Source organism: Anoxybacillus pushchinoensis (assembly GCF_900111795.1).
GTDB classification, from domain to species: domain Bacteria; phylum Bacillota; class Bacilli; order Bacillales; family Anoxybacillaceae; genus Anoxybacillus; species Anoxybacillus pushchinoensis.
Window position 1 is genome coordinate 1 of sequence record NZ_FOJQ01000056.1, and the last position, 12,816, is coordinate 12,816.

Consider the following 12,816-nt stretch of genomic DNA (forward strand, 5'->3'; position numbering starts at 1 on the left):
TATTATGTAAAATCGATTCGTGAACGAGTGGAAAATAAGGAGCATACTCTTCCTTTTGTGAAAGTTGTTTTAAGATATGTGGAAATGTTTCCGCTTCTCCTTTAGTTACATATTGTGAATCGGAGCGTGGATACGATACATACCCCTTTTGATATAGTTTTTGTAGTATATCTAATGTTTTTTGCGGCGAATATTTAAACCGCTTGTTTGCCGCTGCCTGCAATGTTGATAAATTAAACAAAAGCGGTGGTAAAAATGTTTTTCGCTCACATACAACTTCTGCTACCTCTACTTGTTTTCGTCTGCAAAACGCGCTCACTTTCTCAGCAAGCTCTCGATCGTATGTGCGCGTCTCATTTTCGTGCCACCACTTTCCCTCGTATCGTTTTCCGTCCACATCAAATGTAGCAACGACTTCCCAAAACGGCTTTGATTGAAATTGCTCAATTTCTTTTTCTCTTCTCACAATTAAAGCGAGTGTTGGCGTTTGCACGCGTCCAACGGAGAACACGTCATTCATCCCTTTTTGCTTTAATAAAATGGTATACACTCTCGATGCGTTCATGCCAACAAGCCAATCTGCACACGTTCGTGCATACGCCTCTTCATATAAAGGACGGGTTTGATTTTCGTCTAGTAGCTGACGAAATCCTTGTTCAATCGCCTTTGGTGTTAACGATGAAATCCAAAGACGCTTGATCGGTTTTTTCACACCGCTCATATAAATGATGTTTCGAATAATTAATTCCCCTTCTCGCCCAGCATCACCAGCATGAATAATTTCAGTCACTTCCGGTTTATGAAGCAATTGCTTAATCGTTTGAAATTGTTTCGCTTTTTTACGATCAATCTCATATTGAAAACGATTCGGAATAATCGGTAACGTATCGAGCGTCCATCGTTTCCAACTTGCTTCATACTTTTCTGGAGAGGCTAATTCAAATAAATGCCCAACAGCCCACGTCATATAAGCCCCTTTCGGAAACAACTCATTTGGTAAAATTTCAATGTATCCATCTCTTTTTTTTGTTCGAAAAATCGACGCAAGTGTCATTCCTTGATCAGGCTTTTCTGCAATAATCACTTTCATTTTTTTCACCCCTTGATGAAAAGAAACCTGCTCAGCTAGCGAGCAGGTTATTTGGCAGCTTCTGTTGTGCGCATGATGAGTGACTGGACAATTGAAAAACATCCACTAACAACCCAATATAGTGATAAAGCTGCAGGGACAGAACTCGCTCCCACGGAAAATACATGACCGAGCATAAGCAATAGTTTTGACATCGGATAAACAAAATAATGATCCCATACACCTTGACTATGTTCTGTAATCGGTACATTTCGATTACATGCACTTAATATTACAACAAAAAACGAAAACATCCATTTTTTCACGATTTTATGCCTCCTTGTTTGTAATTATAAACAAACAAGGAGCCACCTTCCTTCTTCATCGCTAGCATGCGACTGCTCATTTATCGGAATTTTCCGCTGTCAAAACGTAACAAATCGCATACACAGCGGCATATCATACACATCACTTGCCATTACAACATCGCTTGCATCGTGAGCGATGAAACGCTGAACGAAGAAAGGATGCTTCGCTTGACGCGTCACATAACACGTCATCGCGACAATAAAAACGCTAAAAAGCGATACATACGTAAACAGATCCAACGGGAACTCAATAAACATGCCCGAAACTCTCCTTCCGCTATCATTATAACACGGAAATGAGTCATTTACATACGCGAACGGAAATGAGCATTAATTTGTCCCTTTCTCATCGTTTCACGAATTTCTTTCATCATTTCATAGCGAATTTCTTTCGTTTGCACCCCTTCCTCACGTTTGTTGGCGATCTCAACGAGCCATTCGACGTCGGCAAAAGAATATTTCCTCGTTCCCTTTGATCGATCTGGAAAAATGAGTTGACGTTCTTCATAGTAACGAATTTGCCGCGGCGACAACCCTGTTAATTCGCTCACAATACCAATTGAAATAACTTTTTTATGTTTATATGAATCCATTTAACCCTCTCCTTAATGTAATTATTTATAACATAATCATACACAATCCTAGCAAAATTTACGCGTTTTTTATTATAAATTTTAACAAAATAAATAATATGTGTTATAAAATATAACAAAAACGATGAAGAAAATAACAAAAATGACTACAATGGTAGTTAAATAACATACACAGGAGGATGGAAAATGGGTACTCTTTTACAAACTACGATGAAACAGAAGCAATTTTATATTGATAAGCTAACTAAGGGAGGAAAGTTTGAGCTTCATCCATTACACTACTGGACCGTAGCTGAACTTCGAAAACAATATGAACGATATCGGGGGGAGATAAAAAATGGAGAAAAAAATCATGGACTTAGCGAAACAGATTATTGAGCTCGATTTACGGCGCGATGAGATGTTTGAACAACTTCTCGAACTACTTGGTGATCGTGCGTATGAAATATTGCGATATATGCAAAACAAGTACTAAAGGCTCTTGTCACCGTCAAGAGCCTTTAGTACTCATACACATACGGTTGTTCTGGTATGTGAACAATGGTTCCACTTAAGCTATCGAAACACACGCACTTGCTTATTCACAGAAATCGTAATTTCTCCTTCACCAATTTGCTCACCGTCAGCGTGCACAGGAAGACGCATATGACTACGAATATAAATATGTTTCCCCTGAAACGTATGTACTTCCTTCATTTTAATGTGACCGCCCCAAAAAACCGTCACAAATAATGCGAGCAATTTTAATCTCGACACATCATTTACAACGATCACGTCAAACTGCTGGTCATTTGGCTGCGCAAATGGAGCGATTTTCATTCCTCCCCCATAGTATGGGTGATTCGCAACGGTGACAAGCCATACTTTTGAAAACGTATATTGCCTTTGATCAACAGTCACTCTTACAGCTGTCGGTTCATATGTAAATAATTCTTTCAATAAATAAAACATATAGACAAAATTTCCTAAATATAAGCGATTTAAAATATATTTCCATTTGGACGCATTTACCTTCCGTGAAATATGTGCATCAAATCCACAACCGACATTATTAACAAAAACACCTTGCTTTGCTCCTTTGAACGTTCCGATGTCATACACATCTACATGCCCATCCTTAACACTCGACAACATATAGCTAAGAGCCTCGCTCCATTTTATTGGAATTTGTATCCCACGAGCAAAATCGTTTCCTGTCCCGGCGGGCATATACCCTGTAGTCACATGGCTGTACATGGCCACCCCATTCATGACTTCGTGAATTGTCCCGTCCCCACCGACCGCAATGAATGCAATCGGTTCATTTGTCTGTTCTGCTATTTGTTGTGCTAATTTCGCTCCGTCTCCTTGTTTTTGTGTGAACACAACTCGATAACAAATATGCTGCTGTTGAAGCATCCGCTCAATTTTATTCCATATTTTTTTACACTTTCCATTTTTAGCTGAAGGATTGACAATAAAATATAGTTTCAAACTTTCTCCCCCATTCCCTATCTTCTCCTTTCCTTATTATTCTATCATGGCATATCGATAGATAACATCAATCTTTCCCTTGACATAATTTTTGAAGCCTTATACAATTAAAAACGAATTATCGCACCGAGTGATTGATAGCCAAGCAGTTCCATTGTTTTACCTTAGCGCTTTTGACGTGGTGACATGGCGAAAGCGAAAAGGCAAACGTTGAAACTGTTTAGGCTAAAGATGCATCGGTATGTTTCACATGGTGTATACGTGAAGCATGCCGATTTTCGTTTCTAAAGGGGGATTCGTATGAGAACAAAAGGGGAACTAGAAGATCAAATTAGTCGCGCCCTTACTCAATGGGAGAAGGAATATTTAGGCCGCGGTCCTCTCTCCGTCAAAACGGATATTTTACGAAATATGGTCATCGTACAGTTGCGCGGTATTTTAACTCCTGCCGAAAAAGCATTGTGTGAAACAAAAGAAGGAATGTTGTCTATTAAACGCATTCGTGCCGATTTAATTGAATCAGGTAGCGAGCAGTTGAAAGAGCTCATTTATAGGCTAACAAATAAACAAGTCGCAAGTATGCATACCGATATTAGTACGAAAACAGGGGAACGAATCCTCGTGTTTCTATTACAGGAACCAGTCGATACACAAGGTTGATCTTCTAAAGGCCTTTTACGGTCAGTAAAAGATAAGCCGGAAATATTTTTCGATCCGATCGAAAAATGTTTTCGGTTTTTTTGTTGAATATAGAAAAGAATACAAAAGGAGAGGAACGTTATGCAAGAAATGATTATCAACAATTTAACGTCACCAGCCATCTTATTTTTTCTTCTTGGCATTATTGCTGCTCTCGTCAAATCGGATTTAAAGTTGCCAACAGGGTTAAATGAATCGTTAAGCATTTATTTATTAATCGCCATCGGTATGAAAGGTGGCATTGAACTTTCGGAACATGCTTTTCATGAGCTCGTTCGTCCGTTAGTTGGAACGTTATCGCTCGGCATCATTATCCCAATCGTTACGTTTGGTGTATGTCGTCGCCTTGGCATTGATCGGAATAATGCTACCGGTATTGCAGCGACGTACGGATCGGTTAGTATCGTTACATTTGGTGCTGCACTTGCTTTTGTCGAACAAGCAAACATCCCTTACGAAAGCTATATGAACGCATTTGTCGTCTTATTAGAAAGTCCTGCGATTATTGTATCGCTTGTCATATTGAAATTGTTAGAAAGTCGTTCACATAAACAAGAAATGGTACATCGCTTCTCTGCTACATCTGTGTATGGACCAATCATTAAAGAAGGGTTATTTGGAAAAAGCGTCTTTTTAATGGTCGGCAGCCTTCTCGTCGGGCTCATTGGTGGAGATCGGGCTCTTACCATTGTAAAACCTTTATTTATTGATTTATATCCGAGCATTCTTGTTCTCTTTTTACTCGGAATGGGGTTAACAGCCGGAAATCAACTTGCGGCCGTGCGCAAATACGGGCTCAAATTGCTTGCCTTAGGCATTCTTCTCCCCCCTGTATATGGCTTTTTAGGCGTTGTGATCGGCTATTATTCTGGTCTATCTTTTGGAGGAACGATTTTACTTAGCGTACTTGCCGCTAGCGCCTCATACATTGCAGTTCCAGCTGCGATGCGCGCATCCGTTCCAGAAGCAAACCCTGCTATTTATCTCGGCATGGCGCTCGGGCTCACCTTCCCATTTAACTTAACAATCGGCATGCCATTATATTATGAAATGGCAAAATGGTTTTATTAAAAGGCAAGGGAAGACCCTTGCTTTTTTCATGTCCTATGTTATCGTAATGATACAGTATCACGAAAAGGAAAGGTGTAAACGATGAATCGTTATATCGTCATTGGCGGTGGAATTGTTGGCTCCTCTGTTGCTTTTCACTTAGCAAAAGAAAAAGCAAACGTCATTTTAATCGACCGTGAAGATCAAGGGCGAGCAACTGATGCTGCGGCGGGAATAATTTGTCCATGGACATCGCAACGCAGAAACAAAAAATGGTATGCCCTTGCAAAAGGAGGAGCAGCATTTTACCCTTATCTCATTGAACAATTGCAAGCGTACGGTCATCAAACAGGATATAAACGTGTCGGGGTCATTTGTTTACATTATGATTCCGACAAGTTGCAAAGTATGGAAGAACGCGTGTACAAACGACGTGAAGAGGCCCCTGAAATCGGAGAGGTTACGCGTTTGTCTTCGGAGGAAGTCATAACGCGCTTTCCCGTATTAAGCGATGGGTACGAGGCGATATATGTAAGCGGTGCTGCCCGAGTGGATGGGCGTGCATTAAGACGTGCTCTTATTCATGCTGCCATTCAACTAGGAACAACATATGTAAAAGGAAGCGCGACCCTTTTGCATAAAAATGGACGGGTCATTGGCGCAACAGTTGGGAATGAACGTTTTGAAGCAGATGGGGTTATTGTCACCGCAGGGGTTTGGGCAAAGTCGTTACTTTTGCCACTAGGTATTGATTTTCTCATCACACCACAGCGAGCGCAAATCGTTCATCTAAAGCACAATGAACAACATACAGATCATTGGCCGGTCGTCATGCCACCAAATAATCAATATTTACTGGCCTTTCCAAAAGGAAAAATCGTTGTTGGAGCGACGCACGAAGACAACGTCGGGATCGATTGTCGCGTGACTGCTGGCGGCTTGTACGAAGTATTACATAAGGCATTGACCGTCGCACCTTACCTATCCGATTGGACGCACACTGAAACGCGCGTTGGCTTTCGGCCTCATGCACCAAACTTTTTACCTATATTCGGTGCCGTACCGCATATCGAAGGTCTTTACGTGGCAAACGGTCTTGGCGCATCCGGATTAACCGCAGGACCATATGTTGGTGCCGAACTTGCGAGAATGATTCTCGGGCAATCTACCACATTACAACAAAGCGACTACGATGTCATTCAAGCCATTCAATTTCTTTGATGAATGCGCTGTTCGATTGCATATACTAACAAAAAAACGGAGGTTCGTTCATGAACAAATGGGCGTTTGTTTCTGATTTTGACGGGACGATTTCGCATAAAGACTTTTACTGGATTGTTATTGAAAAATATTTTCCTGAAGGGAAACGATTATTCGAACAATGGCGTGCTGGAAAAATAAAAGATATCGACTTTTTAAACACTATTTTTACATCCATTCATCAAGATGAAGAAAAAATCATTGAAGATATTCATCACATCCCGATTGATGAAACGGTTTTACCTTTTATTACACATGTCCAGCGAAACGGTGGTGACTTCTACATACTTAGCGCAGGAACAGATTACTATATCCGCCACATTTTGAAAAAGTATAATATACGCGGTGTTGATATTTTTTCTAACGAAGGATATTATCACGACAAAAATATTCATATGCGCATCGACCCAAATCATATTCATTATTCGGAACGGTATGGTATTGATAAATCAAGTGTGATTCGCACATTGAAACAAACGTATAAAACCGTTTACTTTATTGGCGATAGTGAACCGGACGTTCATGCAGCAAAAGTAGCTGATGTCACGTTTGCCAAAGGGGCGTTACAATCGCTGTTACGCGAGCACCATATCCCTTTCATCCCTGTCGATACGTTTGCTGATGTTGAACGTCATTTACGAGAAAAAGGAGTGTTAACATGAACATTCCGATTCCGTCCATTCTTGAAATTGGCGAAGGTGTCGTTTGGCGTATGGACGATATAGTGCGAACATACCGCTTTTCCAAAGCTGTCATGCTATTTGACGACTTTACTTATCGAACGTATGAACAAGACATGAAACAGGCGATTTCCTCCGTCCCTGTGCACACCGTTTGTTTACCACCTCAACTTGACATTGTCGACATTATGAAAAAAGCATTTGAACTTCCCCATTGTGATGTGATGATTGCGATGGGCGGCGGGGCGGTCATCGACTGCGGCAAGTATATGGCGTTTTTACGACAAGTGCCGTTTATTAGCATTCCGACATCTGCATCAAATGACGGTTTCGCAAGCACAAATTGCTCGTTACTTGTCAACGGTAAAAAAACAACCGTTCCCGCTAAAGTACCGTTCGGCATTTTAGCTGACTTAAATATCATTCAGCAAGCTCCTGAACGATTTATTTTGGCAGGCATCGGTGATTTAATGTCGAATATTACGGCGTTGTATGACTGGGAATTCGAACAAAATCATGGGGTCAGTCGCGTCAACGCTTTTGCAGCGATGATTAGCAAAAAAGCTGTCAATAGTTTCATTCGTACACCTATGCAAAATATTAAACATCCTATTTTCCTAAAAGAATTAATTAGTTCATTAACAATGGGGGGCATTTCAACAGTAATTAGCGGAAATAGTGCCCCCATTAGCGGCTCGGAGCATTTAATTTCCCACGCCCTTGACAAAATGAGTTCAGCACCACAAATGCACGGCATTCAAGTCGGAATTGCTACATATATAATGGCACATGTACAACAACATCGAGCCGAGCGCATAACAAAAGTGTTTACACGCACCGGATTTTTCGACTACGCCAAAACGTTACATTTGAGTAAAGATGAATATCGGCAGGCGATCGATATCGCGCCAACAATTAAACCAAATCGTTATACGTACATTCACGATGAACAATACCGAAAACGGGCCATTCGGCTCCTTGATGAAGACCACATTTTAAAAGAAATTTTCACGTAGCACACAAAGACGGTCTGCCTCTGCACGAGACAGACCATTTTATGTTCTCTCCTCGAGTATAAACCGAAACAAATAATCGAGGACAAACAAATCGTCTGGATAGTCGATGCCTACATCCCCTCCTTCGTAAATAAGCGTTTGAAGCAAGTCATGAAGCGATTCCATTTGAACTACCGCTAGGCTAAAGCCATAGCGGATTCCTACGAACACCGAAAGTTTTTTTCGGTTATTTAGTAGGCGATCCCCACAGTTCCTGCGGTTAAGAAGCCTAATCGCTTCGTTTTTGATATTGTACACGATTGCACAGCATTCTTTTTAGACTTAAAGCGCGGTTTGTCGTTTTGCTTTTTAAAAAAGCGATCGTACGCATCATCCAGATGTTTGAGTGAAGATTGAAGTGCGATGCTATCCACTTCTTTTAACCAAGTGAATTTTTTTCAATTGTGTCAATTGAGAAGAACAAGTTTTATACGTGAGTCCTTTGCCCGTTTGTTTATAAGTATCTTCCCATTTCGTCAAAAAATAGTTGAATACAAAACGCGAGCAACCGAATGTTTTCGTAATCAATACTTCTTGTTCTTTGTTTGGATATGTCTCATTGTACTATCCCCTTTCATCTATTTGTTACCGTCTTCATCGTTTGTGAAAAAAAATCCCATTCCACATCCTTCAGCCATTTTACCGCTGCCTCAATATCTTTAGCGAAGACGCGGTCTTTTGTGATTGACGGAACAATTTTCCGTGCTGCTTCATAAAAGGCTCGCGTCTTTGGCGCCATTTGCTCTACCCCACGGTATTCGACTGCCTGCAACGCACAAATCAATTCGATGGCCAAAACGCGCCGCGCATTTTGGATAATCGCATAAGCATGGCGAGAAGCGATCGTTCCCATGCTGACGTGGTCTTCTTGATTTGCAGATGACGGAATCGAGTCGACGCTCGCTGGATGTGCCAGCGTCTTATTTTCTGATACAAGCGATGCCGCCGCATATTGCATAATCATCGCTCCTGATTGTAAGCCTGGCATTGGGCTTAAAAACGGTGGTAAATCGTTCAATTGTGGATTGACCAGCCTTTCAATGCGCCGTTCCGAAATATTAGCCAATTCTGCTACCGCCATTTTCATAAAATCCATCGCTAACGCAATTGGCTGTCCATGAAAGTTTCCACCGGAAATGACAGTCATCCCATCATCAAAAATAAGTGGATTGTCGGTTGCTGCGTTCATCTCGATTTCTAATTTTTCTTTCACATAATCGAGCGCTTGCCAAGAAGCCCCATGCACTTGTGGAATGCAACGAAGCGAGTAGGCATCTTGAACGCGCAATTCCCCTTGTGCTGTCGTCAGCTTGCTTCCGGCTAAATATGAGCGGATGCGTTTCGCCACTTCTGTTTGTTGACGATAACCGCGCACGAGATGGACGCGCTCATCAAACGCATCAATAATCCCTCGTAATCCTTCGATCGTTAATGAAGCGATCATCTCGCTTTCATACGCAAGCTGTTCTGCTTCTAAATAGCCGACAATGCCCATTGCCGTCATTGCTTGTGTACCGTTAATGAGCGCTAACCCTTCTTTCGCTTTTAATGAAAGCGGAGCAATGCCTGCTTGGGTTAACGCAGCAAGTGACGGCATACGCCGACCGTGATAAAACACTTCCCCTTCACCGAGCAACACGAGAGCTAAATGAGATAGCGGTGCTAAGTCACCACTCGCACCGAGAGAACCTTGTTGCGGAATGACAGGGTGAATGCGCACATTCAATAGATCAAGTAATCGTTGAATAACGATGGGGCGAACGCCTGAATAGCCTTTTAAAAGCGCATTCGCCCGCAACAACAACATCGCTCGCGACACGATTTCTGGAAACGGTTCTCCCACCCCACATGCGTGTGAATGAATTAAATTCCACTGCAATTGTTCTACATCATCCGCTTCAATAAACACATCGCTAAACTTTCCAAACCCAGTCGTAATGCCGTATACGATTCGTTTATTGGCGATGATTTCATCAACCGCTTGTCGGCCGCGCGCCGCCTCGTCCATACTCTCTTTTGCCGCTATGACTTTTTCGTTATCGTACAATACTCGTTTTACCTCATCTAATGTCAACGTATGTCCAGTTAAAATAACCACACTTTCACCCCATCCCTTTAATGAAATAAAGAAGGAGGCCATACCACAAATCAGCTTGTGGAATAGCCTCCTCTAAACTAATCACCTATAGGCTACATATGATTAATTCCTAATCCGACTGTTTCATGCTCTAACCCGCGAATCGGCGCCCCGATCGTCCCGTACAGCGCGACGGCAATCCATTCACCTTCCGCTTCATTTTCATAAGGCATGCCACGCACTACCGCAAAACGAAGGCCGACCGTCCGCATAAAATCACCTAACTCTACTTGGCCTCTTGTAACCCCTTGCATCGCTTCAACTACCGCATGATATAGGGCGTGCATTTCACGGTATAGTTCCCCGTTTACGACACCGTTTCGCTTTGCTGCTGTTTCGATAGCAGCTACAATTTTCTGTAACTCCATAGCTCCAACTTTTCCTTTGCAACAGCGCCAGCGCAATGCAGCCAACTGCTCAAGCATCGCTTGTTCCGCTTCCTCTTCCATGATCGCGAGTAAAATTGCATTGCGACCAATTCTGCCTCCTGCCTGTTTCAGCAATGCCCATCAACACCTATTTTTTAAATTTTCTAAAAAGCTAATCGTCTATCATTATTGTAAACGTCTGCTCTTCGACTGTCAATTATTTTTTACCACTTTTTAACAAATTAATATAGCACCTTGTTACTAAACTAAAGTTTAACTACGTGGAGCTAATAACATTACCCCAACCCCTATTAAACAAATCGCTCCACCAATCCAATCATACATATCGGGCGTTTTTTATCTATCCACCATCCCCATAGTAGTGATAAAACAATAAAAATCCCACCATATGCAGCGTACACTCGCTCGAACGATGGAAATGACTGAAACGTTGCAATAACACCATATAATGTTAAACATATTCCCCCAAAAATTCCATACATCGTTGGTTTCCCTTCTCGCAACCAAAGCCATACAAGATACCCTCCGCCGATTTCGGCAAAACCAGCTAGTAAAAATAACATAATCGCACTCATATACCCGCTCCTCTTTTTTGTTGTGGATAGTTGAATTTTATAATGGCTGAGCAAGTATCACAAGCCCGTGGTGCTACAAACGCTTACCCACTTATCATCGCTCGGATTAGCTGACTACACAAACCCGACATTTGAACATTTCGCTCCACGCTTGTTTGACTTTGAAGAAATTCGCCTGCGCATGCGAGAGTTAGAAGCTGGGGAAAAAGCAACAAAATGTCGCATTAACGTAAAAAAATTTTTAACCGCTTTTTATATGGAGATAAAAAATGGATAGAAAAAGGTGCCCGTAACGGACACCTTTTTCTATTCTTCTTTTCGCCCAATCGGCAAGCTGATGACAAACGTCGTTCCTTTCTCCGAACTGTCATGAAGCGCAGTCGTTCCGCCATGGTTTTCGATAATTCGCTTCACAATCGTTAACCCTAAGCCTGTGCCCGATGATTTCGTCGTCATAAACGGTTCAAAAATCGTCTTTTGCATCTCTTTTGGAATTCCGCGGCCTGAGTCGTACATATACATATTGTACGTCTCATTCACATTGGAATACATGCAAATCGTGCCGTTTTCTTCAATCGACTCTATGCTGTTATGCAGTAAATTGTATAACACTTGCATCATTTGTTTCGATCGATCCATAACGGAACCCGGTCCAGACGAACGTGAACAGCGATTTTTTCTGTTTCAAATGTGTGTTGCAACAAAGAAAGAAGATCTTGAACGATCGTTTCCATATACGTCTCTTTCAACACCGGCGCGCTCGGTTTCGCAATAAGAAGCATATCTTCAACAATCGCATTAATGCGGTCAATTTCTTTTAATAAAAGCGGAATGTGGTATTGTTCGCGCTCGTTTTCCGCTAAATTTTCGTTCATAAACGCTAAAAAGCCATGAATGACCGTAAGCGGATCGCGAATTTCATGCGCTGCTTTCGCTGCCATCTCCCCAAATAACTCCAATTTTTCCGATTGATGCATGCGTCTTGTCAGTTCCTCGATTTCGGTGATGTCGAGAAAGAAAATTGTACGTCCTGCCGTTTCGCTATACAAATTAAGCAACATCGATTGTGACACTAAAAATATTTTTTTCTCTCCATCTCTTTCATACGAAACTTTAACTTGCTGAAACGGATCGCGACGCATGAAAAGTTCCCAAAACAAAACATTATGTTCACTTTGTCTTTCTTGCTCGATCATTTGTTTAATTTCTTTTTTATCTAAATCGAGCAACATCGCAGCGGAATCGTTAATGAAAAGATTCGACTATGAATAATGCAGTAATAATTCCCCACGCAATAAATGCCCCAATGTTTGGCATAATCATTCCGCGTGACATACTCCCACCACCTACGCTTCGCTTAGAGGTGGGGGCTTCTCGGGTAATCCCATCTCATGATGGGAAGTTGACCGAGCGATCCCCGTGTGCCCCACGGTTCGAGGACAAATTAGACGATCGCCAATCGTTTCAT

The 12,816-nt window shown here is 41.8% G+C and carries 16 protein-coding genes and 4 pseudogenes; 7 read left to right on the top strand and 13 right to left on the bottom strand.

From position 1 onward, the window contains the following. From BM213_RS12145 to BM213_RS12160, 4 genes are all read right to left on the bottom strand, one after another. A partial coding sequence (locus BM213_RS12145) for a DNA topoisomerase (protein WP_244149277.1) occupies nt 1-1,090 on the bottom strand: 1,090 nt, incomplete at its 3' end. A gap of 47 nt (nt 1,091-1,137) precedes the next feature. Then, nucleotides 1,138-1,395, bottom strand: a complete 258-nt coding sequence (locus BM213_RS12150) for a hypothetical protein (protein ID WP_244149278.1) — start codon at nt 1,393-1,395, stop codon at nt 1,138-1,140. A gap of 99 nt (nt 1,396-1,494) precedes the next feature. Further along, nucleotides 1,495-1,695, bottom strand: coding sequence for a hypothetical protein (locus BM213_RS12155; RefSeq protein ID WP_244149279.1), 201 nt, complete (start codon nt 1,693-1,695; stop codon nt 1,495-1,497). A 47-nt stretch (nt 1,696-1,742) separates the two neighbouring features. Further along, nucleotides 1,743-2,030 (bottom strand): MerR family transcriptional regulator, encoded by a 288-nt coding sequence (locus BM213_RS12160; protein ID WP_003398169.1) that lies wholly within the window; start codon nt 2,028-2,030, stop codon nt 1,743-1,745. 337 nt (nt 2,031-2,367) lie between these two features. Here BM213_RS12160 and BM213_RS14710 point away from each other — a divergent pair, with 337 nt between their 5' ends. Continuing rightward, entirely contained in the window at nt 2,368-2,505 is a 138-nt protein-coding gene (locus BM213_RS14710) for a hypothetical protein (protein ID WP_003398171.1), read from the top strand. 80 nt (nt 2,506-2,585) lie between these two features. Here the strand turns inward: BM213_RS14710 and BM213_RS12170 are convergent, their stop codons facing one another. Beyond that, nucleotides 2,586-3,503, bottom strand: a complete 918-nt coding sequence (locus BM213_RS12170; protein WP_091704550.1) for a diacylglycerol/lipid kinase family protein — start codon at nt 3,501-3,503, stop codon at nt 2,586-2,588. A 300-nt stretch (nt 3,504-3,803) separates the two neighbouring features. Between BM213_RS12170 and BM213_RS12175 the strand changes: the two genes are divergently transcribed. The 5 genes from BM213_RS12175 (at nt 3,804) to BM213_RS12195 (ending at nt 8,208) form a co-directional block, all read left to right on the top strand. Then, entirely contained in the window at nt 3,804-4,163 is a 360-nt protein-coding gene (locus BM213_RS12175) for a Na-translocating system protein MpsC family protein (protein WP_004890707.1), read from the top strand. 120 nt (nt 4,164-4,283) lie between these two features. Beyond that, on the top strand, nt 4,284-5,273 hold the full coding sequence (locus tag BM213_RS12180) for a sodium-dependent bicarbonate transport family permease (RefSeq protein ID WP_091704553.1): 990 nt from the start codon (nt 4,284-4,286) through the stop codon (nt 5,271-5,273). A gap of 81 nt (nt 5,274-5,354) precedes the next feature. After that, nucleotides 5,355-6,473 carry an NAD(P)/FAD-dependent oxidoreductase gene (locus BM213_RS12185; protein ID WP_091704556.1) on the top strand — a complete coding sequence of 373 codons (1,119 nt, stop codon included), beginning with the start codon at nt 5,355-5,357 and terminating at the stop codon, nt 6,471-6,473. A 50-nt stretch (nt 6,474-6,523) separates the two neighbouring features. Continuing rightward, nucleotides 6,524-7,174 carry an MtnX-like HAD-IB family phosphatase gene (locus tag BM213_RS12190; protein ID WP_091704559.1) on the top strand — a complete coding sequence of 217 codons (651 nt, stop codon included), beginning with the start codon at nt 6,524-6,526 and terminating at the stop codon, nt 7,172-7,174. After that, nucleotides 7,171-8,208, top strand: coding sequence for an iron-containing alcohol dehydrogenase family protein (locus tag BM213_RS12195; protein WP_091704561.1), 1,038 nt, complete (start codon nt 7,171-7,173; stop codon nt 8,206-8,208). Before BM213_RS12190 ends, BM213_RS12195 begins: the two co-directional genes overlap by 4 nt. A gap of 39 nt (nt 8,209-8,247) precedes the next feature. On the opposite strand, the gene BM213_RS14715 is transcribed toward BM213_RS12195, so the two are convergent. The 5 genes and pseudogenes from BM213_RS14715 to BM213_RS12215 all read right to left on the bottom strand — a co-directional run bounded on the left by BM213_RS14715 (nt 8,248) and on the right by BM213_RS12215 (nt 11,348). Continuing rightward, nucleotides 8,248-8,418, bottom strand: coding sequence for a hypothetical protein (locus BM213_RS14715; RefSeq protein WP_167357409.1), 171 nt, complete (start codon nt 8,416-8,418; stop codon nt 8,248-8,250). Nucleotides 8,419-8,486: 68 nt separating this feature from the next. After that, nucleotides 8,487-8,775, bottom strand: a pseudogene (locus BM213_RS12200) (helix-turn-helix domain-containing protein); the annotation flags it as partial. A 46-nt stretch (nt 8,776-8,821) separates the two neighbouring features. After that, nucleotides 8,822-10,345, bottom strand: coding sequence for a histidine ammonia-lyase (gene hutH / locus BM213_RS12205; protein ID WP_091704564.1), 1,524 nt, complete (start codon nt 10,343-10,345; stop codon nt 8,822-8,824). A 92-nt stretch (nt 10,346-10,437) separates the two neighbouring features. Beyond that, nucleotides 10,438-10,887, bottom strand: a complete 450-nt coding sequence (hutP, locus tag BM213_RS12210) for a hut operon transcriptional regulator HutP (RefSeq protein WP_091704567.1) — start codon at nt 10,885-10,887, stop codon at nt 10,438-10,440. A gap of 138 nt (nt 10,888-11,025) precedes the next feature. Then, a pseudogene (locus BM213_RS12215) lies at nt 11,026-11,348 on the bottom strand (YnfA family protein). Nucleotides 11,349-11,415: 67 nt separating this feature from the next. On the opposite strand from BM213_RS12215, the pseudogene BM213_RS12220 reads away from it, so the two are divergent. Further along, nucleotides 11,416-11,625: pseudogene (locus BM213_RS12220) on the top strand (DNA-binding domain-containing protein); the annotation flags it as partial. A 29-nt stretch (nt 11,626-11,654) separates the two neighbouring features. Here the strand turns inward: BM213_RS12220 and BM213_RS15035 are convergent. The 3 genes and pseudogenes from BM213_RS15035 to BM213_RS15045 all read right to left on the bottom strand — a co-directional run. After that, entirely contained in the window at nt 11,655-11,987 is a 333-nt protein-coding gene (locus tag BM213_RS15035; protein WP_244149280.1) for a sensor histidine kinase, read from the bottom strand. Further along, nucleotides 11,966-12,580: a histidine kinase dimerization/phospho-acceptor domain-containing protein gene (locus tag BM213_RS15040; protein ID WP_244149281.1), complete on the bottom strand. Its 615-nt coding sequence runs from the start codon at nt 12,578-12,580 to the stop codon at nt 11,966-11,968. The genes BM213_RS15035 and BM213_RS15040 overlap by 22 nt, the downstream gene beginning before the upstream one ends. A gap of 31 nt (nt 12,581-12,611) precedes the next feature. After that, nucleotides 12,612-12,683: pseudogene (locus BM213_RS15045) on the bottom strand (hypothetical protein); the annotation flags it as partial. Nucleotides 12,684-12,816 lie beyond the last annotated feature (133 nt).